At 48.6% G+C, this 22,038-nt stretch carries 21 protein-coding genes; 10 read left to right on the top strand and 11 right to left on the bottom strand.

The genetic code is table 11. The annotated features are described in order from the left end of the window. Window positions 1–69: 69 nt before the first annotated feature. The 4 genes from PHQ97_10285 to PHQ97_10270 all read right to left on the bottom strand — a co-directional run bounded on the left by PHQ97_10285 (window position 70) and on the right by PHQ97_10270 (window position 4,186). On the bottom strand, window positions 70–498 hold the full coding sequence (locus tag PHQ97_10285; GenBank protein MDD4393120.1) for a hypothetical protein: 429 nt from the start codon (window positions 496–498) through the stop codon (window positions 70–72). 60 nt (window positions 499–558) lie between these two features. After that, complete coding sequence (locus PHQ97_10280; protein ID MDD4393119.1) at window positions 559–2,013, bottom strand: CoA-acylating methylmalonate-semialdehyde dehydrogenase; 1,455 nt, start codon at window positions 2,011–2,013, stop codon at window positions 559–561. A 276-nt stretch (window positions 2,014–2,289) separates the two neighbouring features. Continuing rightward, the gene (locus PHQ97_10275) at window positions 2,290–3,453 is read right to left on the bottom strand and encodes an iron-containing alcohol dehydrogenase (protein MDD4393118.1); all 1,164 of its coding nucleotides are present in this window, start codon (window positions 3,451–3,453) and stop codon (window positions 2,290–2,292) included. A 169-nt stretch (window positions 3,454–3,622) separates the two neighbouring features. After that, on the bottom strand, window positions 3,623–4,186 hold the full coding sequence (locus tag PHQ97_10270) for an XRE family transcriptional regulator (protein MDD4393117.1): 564 nt from the start codon (window positions 4,184–4,186) through the stop codon (window positions 3,623–3,625). 409 nt (window positions 4,187–4,595) lie between these two features. On the opposite strand from PHQ97_10270, the gene PHQ97_10265 reads away from it, so the two are divergent. Beyond that, entirely contained in the window at window positions 4,596–5,045 is a 450-nt protein-coding gene (locus PHQ97_10265; GenBank protein MDD4393116.1) for a hypothetical protein, read from the top strand. Between the two features lie 480 nt (window positions 5,046–5,525). Here PHQ97_10265 and PHQ97_10260 read toward each other — a convergent pair whose 3' ends face one another. The 4 genes from PHQ97_10260 to PHQ97_10245 all read right to left on the bottom strand — a co-directional run bounded on the left by PHQ97_10260 (window position 5,526) and on the right by PHQ97_10245 (window position 9,029). After that, window positions 5,526–6,560 (bottom strand): ABC transporter ATP-binding protein, encoded by a 1,035-nt coding sequence (locus tag PHQ97_10260; GenBank protein ID MDD4393115.1) that lies wholly within the window; start codon window positions 6,558–6,560, stop codon window positions 5,526–5,528. Window positions 6,561–6,719: 159 nt separating this feature from the next. Beyond that, window positions 6,720–7,490, bottom strand: a complete 771-nt coding sequence (locus tag PHQ97_10255; protein ID MDD4393114.1) for an ABC transporter permease — start codon at window positions 7,488–7,490, stop codon at window positions 6,720–6,722. Between the two features lie 120 nt (window positions 7,491–7,610). Further along, window positions 7,611–8,603, bottom strand: a complete 993-nt coding sequence (wtpA, locus tag PHQ97_10250) for a tungstate ABC transporter substrate-binding protein WtpA (protein MDD4393113.1) — start codon at window positions 8,601–8,603, stop codon at window positions 7,611–7,613. 48 nt (window positions 8,604–8,651) lie between these two features. Continuing rightward, a complete protein-coding gene (locus tag PHQ97_10245) occupies window positions 8,652–9,029 on the bottom strand; it encodes a pyridoxamine 5'-phosphate oxidase family protein (protein MDD4393112.1) in 378 nt (125 codons plus the stop codon). Window positions 9,030–9,683: 654 nt separating this feature from the next. Between PHQ97_10245 and PHQ97_10240 the strand changes: the two genes are divergently transcribed. From PHQ97_10240 to arfB, 9 genes are all read left to right on the top strand, one after another. After that, window positions 9,684–10,034 carry a hypothetical protein gene (locus PHQ97_10240; protein MDD4393111.1) on the top strand — a complete coding sequence of 117 codons (351 nt, stop codon included), beginning with the start codon at window positions 9,684–9,686 and terminating at the stop codon, window positions 10,032–10,034. Window positions 10,035–11,093: 1,059 nt separating this feature from the next. After that, complete coding sequence (locus PHQ97_10235; GenBank protein MDD4393110.1) at window positions 11,094–12,191, top strand: AI-2E family transporter; 1,098 nt, start codon at window positions 11,094–11,096, stop codon at window positions 12,189–12,191. A gap of 64 nt (window positions 12,192–12,255) precedes the next feature. Beyond that, window positions 12,256–13,194, top strand: coding sequence for a 2-dehydropantoate 2-reductase (locus PHQ97_10230; protein MDD4393109.1), 939 nt, complete (start codon window positions 12,256–12,258; stop codon window positions 13,192–13,194). A 194-nt stretch (window positions 13,195–13,388) separates the two neighbouring features. Then, a complete protein-coding gene (locus PHQ97_10225) occupies window positions 13,389–13,766 on the top strand; it encodes a CrcB family protein (GenBank protein ID MDD4393108.1) in 378 nt (125 codons plus the stop codon). A 24-nt stretch (window positions 13,767–13,790) separates the two neighbouring features. Then, window positions 13,791–14,129, top strand: coding sequence for a DUF190 domain-containing protein (locus PHQ97_10220; GenBank protein ID MDD4393107.1), 339 nt, complete (start codon window positions 13,791–13,793; stop codon window positions 14,127–14,129). Between the two features lie 54 nt (window positions 14,130–14,183). Further along, window positions 14,184–14,651, top strand: coding sequence for a DUF1456 family protein (locus PHQ97_10215; GenBank protein MDD4393106.1), 468 nt, complete (start codon window positions 14,184–14,186; stop codon window positions 14,649–14,651). Between the two features lie 125 nt (window positions 14,652–14,776). Further along, window positions 14,777–15,442, top strand: coding sequence for a DUF2959 domain-containing protein (locus PHQ97_10210; GenBank protein ID MDD4393105.1), 666 nt, complete (start codon window positions 14,777–14,779; stop codon window positions 15,440–15,442). A gap of 66 nt (window positions 15,443–15,508) precedes the next feature. Beyond that, entirely contained in the window at window positions 15,509–15,709 is a 201-nt protein-coding gene (locus PHQ97_10205; protein ID MDD4393104.1) for a hypothetical protein, read from the top strand. A 140-nt stretch (window positions 15,710–15,849) separates the two neighbouring features. Further along, entirely contained in the window at window positions 15,850–16,263 is a 414-nt protein-coding gene (gene arfB, locus PHQ97_10200; GenBank protein ID MDD4393103.1) for an alternative ribosome rescue aminoacyl-tRNA hydrolase ArfB, read from the top strand. 152 nt (window positions 16,264–16,415) lie between these two features. On the opposite strand, the gene PHQ97_10195 is transcribed toward arfB, so the two are convergent. The 3 genes from PHQ97_10195 to PHQ97_10185 are packed head-to-tail and all read right to left on the bottom strand — an operon-like array spanning window position 16,416 to window position 21,991. Further along, the gene (locus PHQ97_10195) at window positions 16,416–17,693 is read right to left on the bottom strand and encodes a TolC family protein (protein MDD4393102.1); all 1,278 of its coding nucleotides are present in this window, start codon (window positions 17,691–17,693) and stop codon (window positions 16,416–16,418) included. 40 nt (window positions 17,694–17,733) lie between these two features. Next, the gene (locus tag PHQ97_10190; GenBank protein ID MDD4393101.1) at window positions 17,734–20,856 is read right to left on the bottom strand and encodes an efflux RND transporter permease subunit; all 3,123 of its coding nucleotides are present in this window, start codon (window positions 20,854–20,856) and stop codon (window positions 17,734–17,736) included. 46 nt (window positions 20,857–20,902) lie between these two features. Further along, on the bottom strand, window positions 20,903–21,991 hold the full coding sequence (locus PHQ97_10185) for an efflux RND transporter periplasmic adaptor subunit (GenBank protein ID MDD4393100.1): 1,089 nt from the start codon (window positions 21,989–21,991) through the stop codon (window positions 20,903–20,905). Window positions 21,992–22,038: the final 47 nt, after the last annotated feature.

Here is a 22,038-nt window from a genome sequence, read left to right as displayed (position 1 = left end):
GCTGTGGAGAAGACTTCACTCCTGCTTTACGATTTTAAATAAAATGATGCGGTCTTTTTTATTCGCCTTTCACACCTCGTTCAGTGCCAGACAATGATCCGTTCTTCTTTTCCCGGCAAATTTAAGCGCCCTGGCTACTTCCGGCAGTCCTCCCATTTTAATTGCGGCTTGTCGGTAATAGCTTTCGCATGTTTTTTCCAATTTTTTGGCAATCGCCAGCGTCTCCGATCTATTTCTGCTGTTTCCGCCATCGCATTTTACCTGAAAAGGAGCCCGGCCAAAATTATCAATGGCTTCCAGAATCATTTCGGAAACGTTTTCCCGACGCGTCAACTGCAATAATTTTGTATTTTTACCAGCATCTGCGTTAAACTGCTCCATCATATCTTTAATATCGGCGCAGGCCGGATTCTGAAGGACCTGTGCGTAAAATGCTTTGCTTTGGTCTTCCAGCTCCATCGCGAATGATAAAACTCCTCCAAAATTTATAAGCGGCATAGTCACTCCCTGAAAAGGGGCGTCGGTCGTTTCCGGCAACGCCCCTTTGTTAAAACGCTCTTATAACCAGCGTCGAATAACGACTTTTTTATTCGTGAAAAACTGAAAAATCTCTCGGCCATGGCCTTTAATATCGCCAAACATGGATTCACCGGCACCGCCAAATGGGAAAAAGCTCATAGGAGCCGCGATGCCGATATTGATACCCACCATCGCCGGTTTTACTTTATACTTAAATTCCCGGGCTACGGGGCCACTGGAGGTGTAAACGCAAGCTGCGTTAGCATAACCACGGGTATTGACAACGTCAATAACTTCATCGAGATTTTTGGCACGAACGATACTGATGACCGGACCGAAGATTTCCTCACGGGCGATGGTCATATCGGGTGTAACATTATCAAAAATGGTGGGACCGACGAAAAATCCACCGGGGTAATCGCTTACTGTGCAGTTTCGTCCATCCAGGATCAGATCGGCACCTTCTTTAATGCCTTTTTCGATATAGCCGAGAACACGCTCTTTGTGCTTTTGGCTGACAACCGGTCCCATGCCGGTGTTTTCGTTCAAGCCGTCGCCGATAATCAGCTTTTCAGCGGCTGATTTAAATTTCTCTACAACGGTGTCGGCGATGCCCCCTACCGGCATCAAAATGGATCCGGAAAGACATCGTTGACCTGAACAGCCGAAAAACGACGTGATCAATGAAGGTAAGGCTTTGTCCAAGTCAGCGTCGGGCATAACGGCAACGATGTTTTTGGCTCCGCCCAACGCCTGAACACGTTTTCCGGTCTCACCGCAACGTTGATAAATATACTTTGCCGTTGGGGTCGAGCCGACAAAAGAGATACCTTCAATATCGGGGTTGTCAAGCATGGCGTTGACGACATCACGCGAGCCATGGACCATATTGACAACTCCTTCCGGAAATCCGATCTCCCCCAAAATTTCAAAAATCTTCGTCTGAGTCATCGGAACCTGTTCGGAGGGTTTCAATACATAGGTATTTCCCGAAACAACAGCATAGGGAAGAAACCACCACGGCACCATGGCCGGAAAATTATAGGGCGCGATACAACCAAACACCCCCACGGGTTGGGGTTCGGCTGTGCAGTCGATATTCTTTGCGATATCTTCCAGACAATAGCCGGTCATCATTGTCGTAACGCCGGTAGCATGTTCAACATTTTCGATCATCCGGCGGACTTCTCCGCGAGATTCGTCGATTGCTTTGCCTTGCTCCCGTGTCATGATCCGGGCAATATCCTCAAAGCTGTCTTCAAATGCTTCTTTCAGCCTGAACAGATATCGGGCCCGAGTCAGAGGCGGGGTACAACGCCATTCCCAGAAGGCTTCTTTAGCGGCTTTGACGGCCTGGTCTACTTCGTCCCCGGTACTGTAGGGAACGGTTGCAATTTTTTCCCCAGTAGCCGGGCACCAGACATCACCAATATTTTTTGATTTGGAAAGAATCCATTCGCCATTGACAAAATTCTTTAAAACAGGTTGTGACATATTTTACCTCCTTTGGGCTTTAATAGAATATGTTAACCGATTTTTTTTATTTCTTGTTCCAAAAACAAATTTCTACGCCGCAACAAATTAAATAGCTACGCTAATTTCCGAACTAAACAGATTAAACCGTACCAGACTGAACTATCTAATATAAAAGCAATGGATCATCAGGGTTAAAATCAAAATCCTTAAAAATTAAATACTGCACAATATTCACGGCGCCTTAATGTCATCCCTTGACCCTTTTATCTGCCGTTTTTTTAATACCGATGGACGCTATAACGCATCATAATACAATTGGATAATTTCCTCTTTTGTCGCCTTGCGCGGATTGTTGCCCGGGCTACCGCTGGCAATTGCATCGTCTGCCATAGTGGAAACCAATTTATCCAGCATGGCCTTTGTTACCCCCAAAGCAGACAAGCTCGGGACTTTAAGCATCTGAATCATCTCTTTTACCCGATCGGCACCGGCTCTCGCCGCGTCCAACGCAGACAGACCATTCATCGCAACGCCAAGTTTTTCGGCGATAACCGCATAACGATTTGTCGCGCCCATCAACGAAAAATCCATCACAATCCCTAGCAGGGCTGCATTGGACACACCGTGAGCCACATGAAAATATGCACCAATGGGCCTCGACATGCCGTGCACCAACGCAACGGAAGAATTAGAAAATGCGATACCTGCCTGCATGGCCCCCAAAAGAGTCATTGACCGAGCTTCAATATTATCGGGATTTGACCAGGCCTGTGGCAAATACCTTCCCAGCAGCTCGACGGCAGAAAGCGCCATGATATCGCTCATGGGCTGTGATTTAACAGAAACATAGGCCTCTATGGCATGTGTCAGCGCATCCAGTCCGGTAGCGGCAGTAAGGTGCCGGGGCATTTTCATGGTCATCAGGGGATCAACCAGTGCTGAGGTGGGCATGAGTTCCGGACTCCCGATCAGCATTTTTACATCCCGGTCGGTGTCCGTAATAATCGTCACCATGGTCACCTCACTGCCTGTACCCGCGGTAGTGGGTATTGCGATCAGCGGCAAACCCGAATTGACGACTTTATCAATTCCCATATATTCCTGAATGGCACCCGGGTTGGTTGCCATAATACTTATAGCCTTGGCAGTATCAATCGAACTTCCGCCGCCACACGCCACCAGCACATCGCACTTACCGGCTTTCAACATTTCAAGGCCCGCCTGAACATGGCTCAAAGTTGGTTCCGAGTTCACGCCGCTGAACACGACAGGATCGAGACCGGCCGTTTTTAAAGATTCTAATACCGGTCCGGTGGTGCCGTTGTTAATCAGAACCTCATCCGTTACCAACAGGGCTCTGGTGGCCCCGGAACGTTTGGCTTCGGGGCCGGCGTCCATGGCGGCTTTCAGGCCAAACTTTATCGTAGATGGTTCCCGAAAAAATCGTGCAATTGTCATAAGCTTTGCCTCCTTGGATTATCTAATCGTTATCCTTCGATGTATTGGCATCGCATCGATCGTTGAGCAACTTACTCTATAAAATTCTAAAGTTCGATCATATCTTCGGACGCGTTGTCCGCAGTTACATGTGCGGGAATATAGCCGAAGTTATGATCAAGCCAAAACTCTAAAACCGTCGATAGTCGTATTTAATAAAAAGAAGTTCAGCTTCTTTATCCATATTATTGGTAAAGCTGTGATTGAGTCTTGAATCAAAGTAACAACTGTCTCCGGTTTCCATTTGGTATGTTTTCCCTTCATAATTAAATTCCACCGGCCCCTTTAACACAAAAATAAATTCTTCGCTGTCATGGGAAAAAACAGTGGTTTGCCCTTTTCGGATTCTCAAAAAAAAGGGCGTCATAAACTTATTTGTTGAATCATTGACCAACGGCTCATAATAGTAACCTGACAAAGACGAGAGTACCTCATGCTTTGTCCAATCTTGTTTTCTTATCAAATCAAGATTTTTATTCGTCTGATTTTTCTTTGGACCGGATTTAAAAAGTTCTGTAATCGGAACTTCAAGTGCGTTTGATATTGCCTGTAAAACTGCAATTCTTGGTGCATCCTTCGAACGTTCGATTTTGGAAAGATATCCCTTACTGTATCCGCAGCGTTCAGAAAGATTTTGAAGGGACAATCCTTTTTTTTTCCTGATTTCTTTAATTTTAGAATTTATTTCAGTCATAAGACCTATGCCCTTTCATCCCAACCGCATCGCATTACTCTGAAACACATGATTTTTGAACGAAAACCGTTATACCTCAACCGGTATTAATGCCTTAGGATCGACGGCTACTGACACATTCGAAGGCACATGAATCACTAAAATAAAATTTTTCTTAACGAGTTTAAAGATGTCATGTCTTTTTAAATAAGTTTCTTATTTGGAAACTATATAAGCTTAAAATTTTTGTCAACAAAAATCTTTTTAGATAATTTAAGGCACTATTATTATATATAATAAATTAATTTTTTTATAATTTTTTATATGATTTAGTTGCCAAATAAGAAACTTTCGTCAAAGGGCCAGCTTCCGACTTTTCGGGCAAAATATAGTAAACTTTCGGAATTTGTCCGGGAGATCAGGGTCGGATTTGCCCGGTGTTACAATAAACGGCATAACCACAGGGGCTATTTTTTGGGGAGACAGGTTTAAAAGTGCTATCGTGGATAAGGGGGAAACCTTGGAGAACTGCCTGGCGTACATCGATTTGAATCCTTTGAGTGCAGGAAGGGTAAAACGTCGGGAACGATACCGTTGGTTCTCTCTGGGTTACCAGATCGAAACCGATAATAAGGATGATTTTTTGTCCACCTGTTTTGGCATGAAAGAGTTCAACGTAACTAACGAGAAGGAAAGAATCCGCAGATACCAGCGATATGGGTATCAAGCTGCTGCGCTTAACCCTACAACGCGACTTATTTTTCAGAGGCCTTTAATTTCAAGGGATTCTGCCATTATTAAACCGGCAATCAAATATACCAATGCCTTTTCCAAAAAGACTTATTTTATAAAGGTCTTCGTGAATAAGTATTTTGCGTAAACAGTTGCCAGGTTAATAAGCCTATGGTATTTAATTGAATTAAAAACAGCATATTAATTTTTAAGTATCGTTGTAGGGTTAATCGGCCGGATAAGGGAAGGGCGCGGGTGATTGATGAAAAAACGGTTGAAAAGGAGCCAACGCCCGTGAAAGGGCTTTCCGGGATGTATTCTCTCAAACCGTTTTTAGAAAGTATCGGTTAACATCCAGAGCAGCAATGAATTCGGGGGGAAAATACGGGGTCAAAACTGCGGGTTTCTATTCCTCCACCCAAAAAAAGATGGGTAAATTACGTTGTCCGTTGCTCTCACGCAGGGGATCGGGCATTGCAAAAAAACGCCTCTTTGTTCATCAACCATTGAACATACTGAATTTTTTATCTTTTCCCGCGTATTCTGTGGTCTTATTTTTAATCCAAGTTCTAAGACTCTGATGCCAGAAAGGAGAAAGGACGCAAAAAGGCGCGTGTTACACACATTATCAAAACACATGTACCATCGACGGATCAAATGCCATATAGACCGGATCGCTTTTCTTAAGATTCATGCGCAGCCATTCGGAAGACGAAAGGAACGCGGAAAAAGAAACTTCCGAGCACACTACACGAATTTCACAATAAAAGCCCTGCATCATCACAGTGTCCACCCGGCCTTCAAAGCAATTGGGCGTGCCGCACGGAAAGGCATTACAGGATAACCGAACATCTTCAGGCCGAACGGCAATATACGAACTATCCCCCTTCCCCGCTGGTATGCAAACGACCAACCCTTTGACATCGGCCTTGTCTCCGGAAATTTTGGCTGGAAAAATATTTTTCATTCCGACGAAACGCGCGGTACCCTCAGTAGCGGGCCGATTGAACACATCGGAAACCGATCCGATCTGTTCGATTCTGCCTTTATTCATCACCCCGACCCGCTGTGCCAGAAAGTGCGCTTCCGAAAAATCATGGGTGACCATCAAAAGCGTCATTCCCATCTCTGAATGAAGGTCCTTGAGAATCTGACGGATATCTTCCCTGAAATTCGGGTCCAGCGCCGACATCGGCTCATCCAGCAGCAGTATGGCCGGATCGACCGCTAAAGCCCTGGCCAGCGCGGTTCGCTGTTTTTCGCCTCCGCTCAGATTAACGACCGAACGCTTCAGAATACACTCAAGCCTCAACTGCTGGATAATCATATCCACCCGTTTTTTGGCCTTTTTACCGTCGAGCGAATGATAGCGAAGTCCGAACAGGATATTCTCATGTACCGTCAAATGCGGAAATAATGCATGATCCTGATAGACAATCCCGACTTTCCTTTTTTCCGGTGCTAATCGGGTAATGTCCCGGTTATCGATCAAAATACGCCCACCGGCCACGGGAACCAGCCCGACGATGGATTCGAGCACCAGCGTTTTACCAGCCCCTGTCGGACCGATCAATGCAAAAAACTCTCCCCTGTCAACGCTCAGGTTGATATCCTGAAGGGAAAATCCGGGAAAATGTACGTTCAGATGTTCGATTTGGATCATTTGTTTTCCAGATTCTTAGGGCCGCGGCAAAAATAAATTGAACCGTTTTGATTGTCTTTTTATCCGTCTTCTGCGTTGTATCAAAGAGCACATGCAACCAGCATGCACTCGCTGACACGCCTTGAAGACGAACAAAAATCCTGCGCAACCCTGGTCCAATTAATTTCTGCCGAGGCCCTTATTCTGATCTTTGGGTGTCGAAACAACTCTCAGCAGCAAAAACAGGAGCAGACAGACCCCGATCAGCCATACCGCAACCGGCTGTGAATATTTCAACCCATATGCGGTAAACCGCTCATAAATCATGACCGGTGCAATCATCGGGTGATAGGCGATAATCACCACGGCACCGAACTCGCTGACCGCTCGGGCGGTGCACATGATAAAGCCGACCACCATGCTTCTCCATGCAAGAGGAAAAGTAATACGGATAAATGTGGAGGCCTGAGATGCGCCCAGACTGCGGGACACGTTCTCCAGTCGTTCGGGTATGGCTTCAAATCCGTTTCGCACCGTATTGACATAAAAAGGCACCCCGACAAACGTCAAAACCACGATAATGCCGGTAACAGTCCCCATTATCTGGATGCCGATCTGCTGCATCATCCGGCCAATCCAGTAGTTCTTTCCGGCGATGCTCAGGATGGCGATGCCAACGATTGGATGGGGAATCATGATCGGCAGGTCAATAATGCTTTCAAGCAGTTTCTTGCCGATGAATTTTTTTCGCGCCAGGACATACGCAAAAGGCGTTCCAAGCACAAACGATATCAACGCCGCCGACAGGGCAGTATAAATACTCAGCCAGATGGATCTTACCACGTCCGAATCCGTTGCTGCGGCCTTCATATCTTCAAACGTCGGCTGGATCACCATCTCGAACAACGGAAGCACGATAAAGGCGATGATCATCAACGTACAGGAAAACATCAGTACCGTGAACGGATCAAATCGTTTTTCTTTTACCACTGAAAACTCCTCTTTTCTTTCTCCCCGATGGCGGGGAGAAAGAAAAGGACGTATCATAGATTATGATGAGTGAGAAAGGATTTAATTTTTGACTTCGACTTTAGCAGCCAAAGATGCGGGCATGGCCTGAATGACCTGAGAAGAATTCACGCGACTGGGCACAAACGGCGGCTGGCCCATGTCTTTGAGAATTTTCAACCCGCCGTTGGGATCAAGCAGATATTCCATAAACAGGGTTGCGCCATCGGGATTGGGACAATTTTTCACCATGGCCACCCCGTAGGTGATGGAGCTACCCGTTTTGGTCGTCCAGTCACCGGGTTTAGCTCCGGTAATTTTCACCTGAGCCTGTTTGTAATAATCATCGAATTGATAGTTGCCCAGATTGATCTGATCCGGAAGCAGCAGATATTTCAGCCCCTGCTGAACCGCAACGGACAGATATTCCCACGCATAGTCCATGTTACCGGTATTTAACAGGGAAATAAGTTCCACGGATTTGGGTCGAATATTTGTCTTGGGCCGGCCGGCATCCAGGGCGGCGTAAAGGCCGGGTTTGTTGTAGTATTTTTCCGCCAGCTGCAGCACCATCAGACTTCGGTAGCCGCAGGGGTCCAGATTGGGATCGGAATGGCCCCAGCTGACGTCTTTGCGGTTCAAAATGTCGTACCAATTGTCAACATTAATCTCTCCGGCATATTTGCTCTTGTCAGTATAGCACAGCACCATTTGATTGGTGGCAAACCGGATGTTCCAGTCCGCAAAATTCGGAATCAACATGCGGTCAATCACGGTATAATCGGCCGATGCCATGATATCCGCCGGTTTGTTGAGTTCGCTGATCATGCGGGCGATTTTTACACTTCCGCCCGGCACCCGCTGCACATCGATCCCGGGATGCATTGCCTCAAAATCTTTTTCCATTTTCTGAAAAGGAACCGTCAGGCTGCCTGCATGGAAAATGGTGATCTTCTCAGCGGAAAACGCCGCGCCGGGAATCGAAATCATCATGAAACATGCCGCCAGCAACACGAAACTTCGGGTCAGGATTACCGTTTTTTTTAAATGTTTCACTAAAACCTCCTTCTTTTTTTCGTTTCGAATTTAAATGGATCCTTACATCTATAAAAGCTTCTCTGCTCCCATATAGACCGCCTCCACTCTCAATGCTGCTGCCGCATGCCCCGGATGCTTTTCAGGATTCCATTTTTTCATATCCTCAAAGACAGCACCTTCTTTGTGGTATTCAATTCTGCCCTTAATCTGATAGGACTTTCCTTCTTTTGTTATAAAAAGGATCGATCCTTTGCTGCCTGAAAGTATATTATCCAGTGTTTTAGAAAAATAATTATTCGCAACGACTATAGTATCGTCATTGAATTTTGAAACGCAGGATGCGTAAATCGAATTTGGAATTCCATTTTCATCCACAGTTGATAAAACAACCGGACCTTCACGATTTTCCCACGCCTTACTCACTTTTTCCGGTAATGCTGCCATAATATTCCTCCTTTTTAGTGTACGAAACCAGCTACTTTAAATCTCATGCCGCTGTAACAATTTTTGTTTTATTCTTTCCCCTCAATGGGCCATGGGGGGGCTTTACCACTTGCACCCGGAATGCCCGCCACCTGAATTTGGGGCAGGCCCGTCCAGGCCGCTTGCGTTTATTACCACATTTTTTATATCCAGATTATCATAGCACTTTACGAGTCTGAAAGCCAACATGAGTAAAAATCAATTTAAAAAACGGCCTGTCGAAAAGCTAAGGGTTCGCTCAGAAATAAGTTCGCAATTTTAAGTGTTGAAGCGCCTGTCTGGCAATGCACGAAAGTGCAGGAATATCAAGCATATTCCGAGCTTTCGTAACGCAGCCAGACAGGATGCATCGGCGCTTAAAATGGAAAGTTATTTTTGAATGAGCCCTAAGGACGGGCTACGCCCTCAACACAAAAAGATTGAAGTGACATTGAGCCAGCCCCTGTGTATGAAAGATGGAGCAACCCACGGCCATCAAACCACAAAAGAGGTAACTCATGCATAAACTTATAGAAAGATTTTCAGATCTCGTCAAGGGCAGGATTCCCGAATTTAATCGTATTGTTTTCAAAGGTTTTATTTTTCCTTTGATGGCATCCAAAGCCAAAGGATGCGATGAGCTTTTGCCAAACGAATGGCATTCTCAATAAAAATTACAACAAATGGATGATGGAACAGACCTCGTCGTTAGTTGAAACCGTGAATCAATTTACAAAAGGCAATTGTGGGCAAGGCATTATCCCTATTTCTATATGGCGTATTCGAAAAGAGAAGCTGGCTCATGAACGACAACAAACTGAACAAATTGAAAATGAACTTATCAGAGTATGGTCCTGTCTGGAGCCGGGTTCTTCGTTTCGCGCCCATTATTGTAAGAAAACCGGATATTCTCAACTTCAAAATTATGGACTTGATCATAATTATCAACCCCCGTTGCAAACACTTATATTTTTTCTTGGGCCATAATGATTTCGGGTTTATGAATATACGTTTACAGACTTGATTTCCATATCATATCTAAATATGTTTAAACGGTCGTGAATGGTTGCGTCGTTGCCTTGAACGAGGGAAGGATGTCCGATTTGCCAAGCTGCTTAACGGTTTTACTATCTATTGGACAATGTGGCAAAGCGGATGGGCGACCGATTTAATTTTCGATTCTCCCAAGGGTTGAATTCAATTATGGACTCTTTGCTGCGCCATGCTCACATGACCGGGACAAGTACACGAGTATTGCGATATATTGATCGGCCACTTCTCGGGGATGACGCGGATTAAACGCGGAGATGACGCAATGGCCGATGATAAAACCAATCCCAACTTATTGATGATATAATAACATGACAGCGAACACAAGAGGGGCGTCGATTGCGCGCGCTGGATCCGACCGGTAAGGATCGTGAATTGCTCCCATTGATTGGAATTTCAGAATTTCAGGACTGACAAATAAAATGCTGCATCAAAAATTGCCGAATACGCCTTTTGGATCGGGCCGTACAGACAAACAATTATCTGCAGAAATCAGCCGGCATCTTCGATTGTCTCAAACGCATGGAAGCATTCAAAAGCTTCCAAAACAAAACAGATATCAGTTGACGGTCAAGAGGGTCAAGTTGATGAACATATTGAATGCGTTTTTAGCTGCATCCACTGAAAAACGGATGAAAATGACAGCATAATTTTCTTGTTTTTTTTGACAGAGTTTGAGGGATAAGGCATTAAGGACAAAATGGCGGCCGCGCTGGTCATTGTAAAGGAATGGAACGACCGGATCGTTCAATGAAAGGAAATGGCGCATGGATATGGAATTGAAAAGCATATTTATCGGCCCGGCCCTTTGTTCCAAAAGGTGTTCTGACTTTTGCGGTGCCGATGCCCAAGTTTATCCGAATGGCTAACAAATGGAGAAAAATTTCCTGATCATCCACTCCAGGAACAAGATCCGGAAGCGGGGGCCGGCCCCTCGATTCAGTCGTTATAATCTCGATGAGGGAACTTCCCCCACCTATAAAGGATAACCGTCAGATGGATAAAATAACGGTTCACAAATGGGTATTGCTTCTGCTGGTATTGTTCATATCAGCCCTTTTCCTGTCGATGATCAGTCAGTTTTTGATGGCCATCTTTTTAGCCGGTATTTTTTCCGCGCTTTCCCTGCCCCTGTACCGCCGTTTTGTCAAAGGGTTCAGGGGACGGCGCCGATGGGCCGCCGCTGCCTGCATCCTGCTCATTGTATTTGTGGTTCTGATTCCGCTCACCGGATTGCTGGGCATCGTCACTTCTCAGGCCATCAAGGTGGGTGAAACAGCCAGGCCATGGGTAGAGCATCAACTTTCCGAACCGGACAACATCTCCAATTTTTTAAAAACCGTGCCGTTTATCGACCGGGTCGAGCCCTACCGGAATCAAATCCTCACGAAAGCCGGTGAGATGGTGGGACATGTCAGCACGTTTCTGATCAACCGCCTCTCATCGGTTACACTCGGAACGGTTAACTTCCTGTTCATGCTGTTTGTAATGCTTTATGCGATGTATTTTTTCCTGCTGGACGGAGATAAATTAATTTTCAAAATTCTTTACTATCTGCCGCTGGAAGATCGTGACGAGCAGCGCATTCTGGACAGATTCACGTCCGTCACCCGGGCCACGCTTAAAGGAACCGCGGTCATCGGTATCCTGCAGGGTGCTCTGGCCGGACTGGCCTTTGCTGCAGCCGGCATCCCCAGCGCGGTCTTCTGGGGAGCGATCATGGCTGTCCTGTCGATTATACCCAACATCGGATCGGCAATTGTCTGGGTGCCTGCCGCAATTATCCTGGCGGCCACGGGGCACGTTGCCAAGGCCATCGGGCTGGCCCTGTTTTGCGCAATCATCGTGGGCAGCATGGATAATTTACTTCGCCCGGTGCTTGTCGGCAAAGACACTCAAATGCATGAACTGATGATTTTTCTGGGAACATTGGGGGGTATTTTCATGTTCGGCATGGTGGGGATCATCACCGGCCCCATAATTGCGGCATTATTCGTTACAATCTGGGATATTTATGGCGTGGCCTTCAAGGACATTTTACCCGATATTACAGAATCAGAGCCGGATAGACCTGGCCGGAACGACGACAAATAAACCCGTCTTCCCGAAAGCAGAAAAACAACCATCAAATTAACTTTAATTCATCCAGGAGGTTTAAATGAAGACAGTCGTATTTGCAGCCGGCGGAGTCGGCGGCTATTTCGGGGCACGCCTGGCCCGGGCCGGTCACGACGTGATATTCATGGCACGGGGGCAACATCTTCAGGCCATGAAATCCGGGGGACTGAAAATCAACAGTATCCAGGGAGATTTTCAACTGAGTTCGGTTCAGTGTACCGATAACCCCAGCGAAACGGGCATCGTGGATCTGGTCATCGTGGCGGTCAAATCCTGGCAGCTCACGGAGGTCGGCAATGCCATGCGCCCGATGATCGGACCGGACACAATCGTGCTGCCCCTTCTCAACGGCGTGGAAGCTCCGGATCAACTGGCGCAAATCCTGGGGGAAAGCCATGTGCTGGGAGGATTGTGTAACATTATGAGCATGATTGCCGGGCCGGGCCATATCCGCCACTTAGGGATTGAACCATATATCGCCATAGGAGAGCTGGACAATACCCCGACCCAAAGAACCCGGGACATACTTCGAATACTCGAGCAGGCGGGCATCAAGGCAGCCATCCCGGACAGCATACGGGCGGCCATGTGGAAAAAATTTTTGTTCATCTGTACCTTCAGCGGCGTGGGCGCCATCACCCGTGCACCGATCGGTGTCATCCGATCGCTCCCGGAAACCCGGGGGTTGCTGGAAACATCCCTGACAGAAATTTACCAACTCGCTCGTGCGCTCGACATTCCGATCCATAAAAACCTTATCGAACGCTCCATGGGATTCTTTGATGCCCTGCCCGTCCAGGGCACCGCATCCATGCAGCGGGATATCATGAAACAGCGCCCCTCCGAACTGGAGGCCCAAAATGGAGCGGTGGTCCGTCTGGCACGCTCAGCCCGCGTCGACGTCCCGCTGAATAATTTCATCTATGCGTCACTGCTTCCCGGAGAGCTCTCGACACGAGGGCAACTGCCCGGCAGGTAATCTTTCGAAACGGGAAGATTCACTGCAGAATTTTCGACCCGGACGCTTGCGGCGGACCGGCCGAGGGCTGCAAAACAATCCCTTGGACTTGTCATAAAACGGCTTTCCTGATACTGAAGAATGTTAGCTTGAAGACAGAGCATTCTCGCCTTTTGCAACAATGGGATTCAGTATTTACGACAACGAGGTAAATCATGTTAGAAAAATTGATTGGGATTGGCATTGCCGGCGCCTGCGGTACTCTGGCCCGGTACTGGTTATCCGGATCTGTCTATCGGTGGCTGGGCCGGGGGTTTCCCTGGGGAACGGCTGTTGTCAACATCTTCGGCTGCTTTCTTTTCGGCATCGTACTTTCCATCGCGGGCGAACGATGGGCCATCAGTTCCGAAATGCGCACCATCATCCTGACCGGATTCATGGGCGCCTTTACCACATTTTCCACATTTGCATCCGAGACCGGTCAGCTACTGGCCGGTGCGGAGCTTCTGGCAGGTTTGGGCAATATCGTATTTCAGATTGTGGCCGGGGTCGGATTTTTTGTACTCGGCCAGGCGATCGGCAGAACCATTTAAGTCAGGATTATAAGGGGGTCAACCATGCATCACCCAACGGAAACACAGCTGCTTCGAATATTTATTGGCGAGAGTGACAAATTCGGGCGTCGTCTCTTATACGAGGCTATTGTCGAAGAGGCCCAGCAGCACGGAATAAGTGGTGCCACTGTCCTGCGCGGCATCATGGGATTCGGGGCCGACAAGCAGCTGCGCACGGCCAAGCTCCTTCGCCTGTCGGAGGACCTGCCGATTGTGATCGAAATCGTGGACACTTCGGAACGAATCGCCAGCCTGCTGCCAACGCTTAACACAATGATTCCGAAGGGCCTGCTCACCCTGGAAACAATCCATTGTATCACTTTCCCCAAAACCAATATGTGACAGAATCTCCGAACAGGGCTGAATCAGCCCATTGACCATCATCAGGAGTAAATCATGATAAACAACGATATATTACGACGGTTCCGTTACGCTCTGGATATCAGCGACTCAACAATGATTGAAATTTTTAAACTCTCCGGGCACGAAATTGACCGCTCGGACCTTGCCGCTCTGCTAAAAACTGAGGACGAAACCGGCTTCGTGGAATGCAGCGATACGCTTATGAACCTTTTTCTGGATGGATTCATTGTTCATAAACGGGGCCGAAAAGAAACCAGGCCCGACCAGACGGAAAATCCCGTCCTGCCGCTGACCAACAATGTCATACTGAAGAAAATCAGGATTGCCCTGGAATTGAAAGAGGAGGATATGCTCGGCATTTTGAATCTGGCCAATATTGATATATCCAAATCGGAACTGACCGCTTTATTCAGAAGGCCGGGGCATAAACACTATAAACTCTGCGGGGATCAATTCCTCAGACACTTTCTGAAAGGTCTCACCGCTCTTTATCGAGGCTGATCGCGCCCTGATCATCAGCGTTTTTCTTGATATTTGGACGGGTGCGATATAATTTAAAGAAGCGTTCCGGAAAAATCAGGTTCACTTCACCACTAACCCTTGTCTGAGAGATAACGGGTGACTTTATGCTTAAAAAACAACATGTTATTGTTTTTCAGGTAATCATCCTTTCGGTCCTGACGGGTTCTCTGCTTGGCGCTTGCTCCAAAGCCTATTATGGCGCCATGGAAAAGGTGGGGATTCATAAACGGGATATCCTGGTCGACCGGGTGGAAGACGCCAGAGATTCCCAGACCGATGCACAGGAACAGTTCAAGTCAGCGCTGGAACAGTTTGGTTCGGTGGTTCAACTGAAAGATACCGATCTGAAAAAGGCCTATGAAAAACTGAACGCCGGGTATGAAGACAGTGAAGCGGCCGCTCAGGAAGTATCCTCGAGGATTGACAAGGTCGAATCGGTTGCCGATGACCTGTTTGAGGAATGGGAGGACGAGCTGGGTCTTTACCAGAACGCGGAGCTGCGCCGATCCAGCAAACAGCAGCTGGATGCGACCCGATCCCAATACAGGAAAATGCTCGCCAGTATGCATCGGGCTGAAAAAAGCATGGAACCGGTGCTGAACATTTTCCGAGACAATGTCCTGTTTTTGAAACACAACCTCAATGCCCAGGCAATCGGCTCACTGAAGACCGAATTTTCATCACTGCAGGGAAAAATTGACGCCCTGCTCAAACAGATGAACGCGGCCATTGAATCTTCCAATAAATTTATCGCCGAACTCAAAAAATAACGACTCCAAGTTCGTGTAAATGGATACGGGCCACACGGCATTAACATATTTCACGGATCAGACATTATGAAAACGATCGGAATTATCGGAGGCATGGGTCCAGAAGCCACGGGTGATTATTACAGGCAGATCATTTCCGAATTCAAATCCACTGGCTCCGGACTGAATGATCCGGAAATTATTGTTTACAGCGCGAATTTAAACACACTCCTGGAACTGGTCGAAAAGAGATACTCACAAAAAACAGATCCGGGATACCCTTCTTAAAGACAACGGCGGTTCACTGCAAACGCATTGTCGAATACTGTCTGCAGGATGAAGAGACGCATCGGCACGACTTGAACGGATGAAAAGACTGAAACAGACAACCAAACGTCAACTGAAGCTACCGAAGCGACATACAGAACATGCTGAAAATTACTGCCACGATATCCATACCCGTCAGCGAAATTGAAATCAATGCAATTCGGGCTCAGGGCGCGGGGGGACAGAATGTAAACAAGGTTTCCTCCGCCGTCCACCTGCGCTTTAACATCCATGCGTCATCGCTGCCCGATGTATACAGAGAACGGCTGCTGAAGCTCCGGGATCATCGCATCACCCGGGAGGGAGAAATCGTCATCAAAGCGCAGCAGTACCGCAGTCTGGAAAAAAACCGGGAAGATGCCATAAAAAGGCTCCGGGAGTTAATTATCGGCGTTACCGAAACGCGCGTACCCCGCAGGCCAACCCGCCCGTCCCGTGGCTCCCGGCAAAGACGTCTCGATCAGAAAACCGGCCGGGGGCGGCTCAAGGCCCTGAGAGGAAAGGTCATCGATTAAGGGTAACGCCCTGCGGGCGGACTGAGGAGCGCTGTCGCTTGAGGAGCTCTTCGTTTAAGGAAATAGGCAAGAAGCAAGAACACCCCGGGAGTGCGACACTCCCGGGGTGTTCATTGTGGCAGGAAGCGCTAACGCCCCTTCGCCTTCAAACACTATGATTCATACTGCTCGAACCCTTCAACGAGCCGCTGGAGTTCAAAATAGCTGCCGAACACCTGCGTGTAGGCATCGATGATATTAAACCGGGCTCTGGACAGAAAAAATATGGCATCCAGAATATCCGTAGAGGTGCTGAGCCCCTGTTTGAAAGACAGATCCGTCACACGGAGGTTTTCTTCAGCCTCGAGCTGGCTGCTTTGCGCCACTTCCAGATTGTCAACGGCCACATCCAAATCCAGCAGTGCATTTTTCAGGCGGGTTTTCAGGTCATCTTCCAGCTCGGTCAGATCATATCCGGCTTTTTTCTCTTCGATCCGGGCCTGGCTGATCCGGGCGTATTTCTTCATCCCGTCAAACAGGTTAATGGATACCGTGCCCTGAAACCGGACCTCAGCTTCGTTAAGATCTGAACTGCCGTAAAAATAGTCATCATAATGGTTGTTCCCGTAGCTGACCGACAGATCTGCCCGCGGATACAGTGACGATTTCGTCGCCATCACCTGATAGCCGGCCGCTTCTTTGGCCTTCACCAGCGCCTTGATCTCGCTCCTCCGGGCCATCAGCTGCGCTTCATACTCCGGATAACCCGCCTTTGCCGGCAGCGCATCAAAGCAGCCAAAATCCAGTTTTTCCAGAGAAACGACAACCCCGGTTTGCCGGCTCAGGTCATTTAAACTCTTGCTGACCTCTGCCCCGGCGCGCCTGGCATCCTGAACCGCATTGTCCAGTTCCACCTTGAGCTTGAGCAGATCGTTTTTTTTCAGGATGCCCACCTCGTATTTCAGCTGAACATCCCGGTAACGGTCCCGGTACAGATTTACCGCGTCCTCGGTAACTTTCAGATTCGCCCGAGCGCGGTAAACCGTCAGATAGTTCAGGGCAACGACCCGTTGGATATCCTGTTTCAGGGCACTGAGCGAAAGGCGGTCAATTTCCTGCAGCGTTTCAGTTGCCTTCAGGTTATATTTATCCTTGAAACCGGCAAACACGTTCCAGGAGACCGTGCCGAAGGCCGCATCATTTTCCTTGTATTCATACAGGCCGTCATCATCAAGCCGGTTGAACGTATAACCGGCATCGAACGATGGAAGAAATTCACCTTTCACCTCCCGGATCTGCTGGCCCCGCTGTTCAACATCGGCCTGATATCTTTTGACGATATCCCGATTACTTACTGCCGAGCGCTGGAGCTCTTCCAGCGTGATTCCGTAAGCGGAAGGCACACTCAACACAAACGCAATCATCAGGACACACCACTTTTTCATTATCATTATTTCCTCTCCAGCTTTTATGGATTCGGTATTCGGATCTTCATGCGGCCGGCGTCCGCTGTCTCGTTTCAAATCCGATAACAAACGCCAGCAGCGCCGGTATGACAAAGAGCGTGAACACGGTGGACAGCGCCAGTCCACCCAGAAGAACGCTTCCGATCCCCCGGTACATCTCACTGCCCGGGCCGGTGGACAACGCCAGAGGCAGCATCCCCAAGATACTCGTACTGGCGCTCATGAAAATCGGACGGATTCGGGTCCGCACCGACTCGGTGATGGCAGCCATACCCTCCATGCCTTCATACCGGACATTGTTCAGCGACTGGTAAACAATCAAAATGGCGTTGTTGACCACCGTTCCGATCAGGATAATAAAGCCGAGCATCGTCAGCACATCCAGGGATTGAGGCCCAACGAACCGATTGACCAGCATCAGGCCGATAAATCCGCCGGCAGCGGCCAGAGGGACGGAAAACATGATGATCAGAGGGTAGAAAAAATTTTCAAACAGCGCCGACATCAACAAATACGTGATAGCCAGGGCCAGCAGCAGATTCCACTGCAGGGCCAGACGGGTTTCCACCAGTTTGTCGGCATTTCCGCCCAGTTGTACATCGAGCCCGCCAAGTTTTCCGTCTTTTTCCATCTGGTTGACGATACCGTCGATGGTTTCCATGGCCCTCTGAAGCGGCATATCTGCAGGCGGGGTAACCTCCAGGCGGACGTTTCGTTTTTTCTCCAGCCGGTCGATCTGGGTCATTCCCTGGATATAGTCGATCCGGGCCACATCGCCGATCCGGATGAGCTGGCCGTAATGGTTGACGATACTGCAGTTGAGAATGTCTTCAGGCGTTTTAAAATCGGTTTCTTCTCCCCGGACCACCAGATCGATCTGATACCCCCCATCGGGCCGGTATTCATCGATCTTTCTTCCATTCATCAACACGTCCACGTACTCACCCAGCTCCGATTCGTTCAGGCCGCTGGTGGACAATTTCCGCCGGTCCGGAACGATGTTGCATTCGGGATAAGAAATTTCCAGCGACGGCACCGGACGAATCTGGCTCCCGGGAACGGCCTGACCGAGTGCGCCGAACAATTCCCGTGCGCCGCCCACGATCTGGTTCAGATCTTCTCCGGAAATATTGACATCCACGGACCGGCCTTTGCCTATATCGGATTCAAAAATACCGGGCTGAACGCTGATGCCGAACATGCCGGGTATGGATTGAATGATCCGGTTCATCAGCGGTATGATTTTTTTGGCCTCGGTTTCATGTTCATCCGTGCATATGACGCCGAACATGGATATCATATCCGCGGATACGTAAAATATATTCTTGAGCTGGGGAATTCCGTCCAGACCGTCCTGCTCGATATATGGCTTGACCTGGCTGTAGACATATTCTCCGACTTCATGGCGCTTTTCCGAACTGTAGCCGGGCGGCGGCACCAGAATGTTCATGACAATATTCTGGTTGCCCTGCGGCAGGTATTCGGCCTTGGGCATGAGGTACCAGGAAGCTGCCAGGGAAAACGCGGTAAAACCGATCACGCATGCCAGCCGGGTAAAGGCGTTCTTCTGAAAACCACCTGAGACCGCCATAATCAGGCGGACAAAAAAGCCCCCGATTGCGTTGATGATCCCCCCCCCCTGCGCTTCCGATTTTACACGGGCATTCTTATACAGCAGATTCATGGCCGTCGGAATCAGAGTTACCGATACCACAAGGCTGATGAGAATAGAGGCGGTGATCGCAATGGCAATATCCCGGAACAGTTGCCCGGCCTCCTGCTGTATGAATACCACGGGCAGAAACACGGCCACGGTGGTCAGCGTTGAGGCCACTACGGCGCCGAATACCTCTGTGGCGCCATCACTGACGGCATTAAATATGGGTTTGCCCTTTTTTCGGTGTCGGTCGATATTTTCCAGCACCACAATGGAATTGTCCACCAGCATCCCCACGGCAAAAGAGATACCGGCCAGGCTGACCACGTTCAGATTGCGATGAAACAGCCACAAAAAAATAAATGTGCCAACGGCCGATACCGGAATGGCCAACGCCGTAGTCAGCGTGGACCGAAAGCTCCGAAGAAACATCAGCAGCACAACCACGGCTAGAATCCCGCCGATCAGCACATTTTGTTTGACGATCTGAATGGATTTCAGGATATAGGGCGCTTCATCATAATTCCACTTGATCTCCAGGTTCTTTTCCGGCAGCACCTCGGTATTGAGCCGGTCCACCACCACCCGGACATTGTCGATGATTTCCAGCACATTGGCGCCCTGCTGTCGTTTAACGGCAATGACGAGGCCTTCGGTGCCATCGTCCATCACGGAAACGAACTGGGGTTCATACCCGATGCGGCTGGAAGCAATATCCCGCAGGTAAATCCGCTTATAGCCGTCATCAAACATTACCACATCCAGCGGATCTTTTTCATTCTGAAATTTGGTGGACGTTCGAATCCGGTAATTTTTCTGGTCAATACCCAGGGTTCCGGCAGATGTATCCTGATTGGCAGCCGTCACCTTGGCCATCACCTCATTGATGGTAATGTTGTGCCGGGCCATCTTATCCGGGTCCAGAACGATCTCCAGCTGCTGGGCTGTCCCGCCGAACACCATCAGGGATGCCACGCCGTCCACCCGCTCGATATACTGCTGGATCTCGTTTTCAAAATAGGTCTGGTACTTGACGATCTCCTTCGGGTCTCCGGATTTCATTTTCAACTGCAGCCAGATGATAGGTTTGCTGGATGCTCCGGAGCTGCTCAGAATAGGCTTCTGGACATTGTCCGGATAACTCCAGACTTCATCCAGTTTATTGGATACGCGGAGCATGGCCGTGTTGATGTCCGTCTCCAGGCCAAAGGTGAGGGTTATCTTTGCATAATCGTTATAAGACGAACTTTCCATTTTCTGGAGATTCTGAAGGCTTTTGAGCTTCTCTTCCTGTTCATTGACCACCTCGCTCTCGATCTCACTGGGCGAGGCGCCGCTCCAGATGGTGTAGATCTCGATCTGAGGCATCTGGGTATCCGGCGCCAGCTGCACCGGAAGTTTGTTCAGACCGATCAGACCGAACAGAACGATGAGAATGATTCCGACGGCGATGGTGACCGGTTTTTTAATCGCAAATTTTATAAAATTCATGGGACATTCTTCCTGATCACTATGTTCAATTCACAGTTTCGCGGTTTTATCGACTCTTTTCGGATGCATTGCCCGAAACCGCCTCGACCGGTTGATCCGGCCGCAGCCGCTGATTTCCATCCACCACCACACTCATCCCGTCTGCCACGTCGGGGCTGTCCACCCCGACGAACTGACCGACAAACGATACGATATGAACCGGGACAATCACAGCTTTACCGTCTTTGACCGTATACACGAAATCCTTGCCCTGAAATTTCACCAGGGCGTCTCTGGGAATCATTTTAAGCTGTTTTTCCGCACTGACAGGGACTTGAACGGTGGCCGACATATTTTCAACCGCGATATCGAGTTGAGGAAGCTGAATTTTCAGCATGATGTTTTTGGTTTTGGGATCGGCAATGGGCACAATACCGACCACGATACCGGAAACGGTTTTATTCAATGCATGCAGCGTCACATCCACTAAGGTGCCTTTCTTTGAATAGCCCAGCAAATCTTCGCCAATCGGAACCTTGACGAGCAGATCATGTAACGAGCCGATACTGCAGATCTGCACCCCCGGGGACACCCAGTCTCCGACCTCTGCGTGCTTTTGAAGCACGATGCCGTCAAACGGCGCCCGAATCACACTTTTTTCTTTTTTCAGCTGCTGGATGTCCAGCTGCCGTTTAAGCATATGCCGCTGCTGGATCAGATCCCTCCGGGTAAATTCAAGGTCATCATAATCCTTCTCACTGGCGGCCTCCTGCTGAAAAAGGGTCTTGTAACGATTCAAGTCTTTTTCAACCTTTTCAAACTGGACATTGATCTGTTCGATCCGGATCTCGGCAAGCCTGATGTCCCGGTCAATAAAATCGGTATCCAGCAGAATCAGAATATCCTCTTTTTTCACCCGATCCCCTTCCCGGAATCGAACGGTCCGTACCTGGCCGGAGACCTCCGATGACAGATTGCTCACCTTGTCAAAACTCAGGGCGCCGACAATCGGCGTATTTTCCGCCACCATCTGTTCATGAACCTGCGCCATGACGACTTTTGCCGGAGGCTGGCCTGCCGGTTTTTCTTCGGCAACCGCTACTGCAACAAACATGAGCATCGCCACACAGCTTACCCATACTGTTATTATTTTCATTTTGTTCCATTTTTTTCTGCGTCCCATTGCTGTATTTATCTCCTTAT

The organism is Desulfobacterales bacterium (genome assembly GCA_028704555.1).
Lineage (GTDB): Bacteria > Desulfobacterota > Desulfobacteria > Desulfobacterales > JAQWFD01 > JAQWFD01.
Note: the sequence above shows the minus strand (reverse complement) of the source record. Positions and strands in the feature narration are given on the sequence as shown.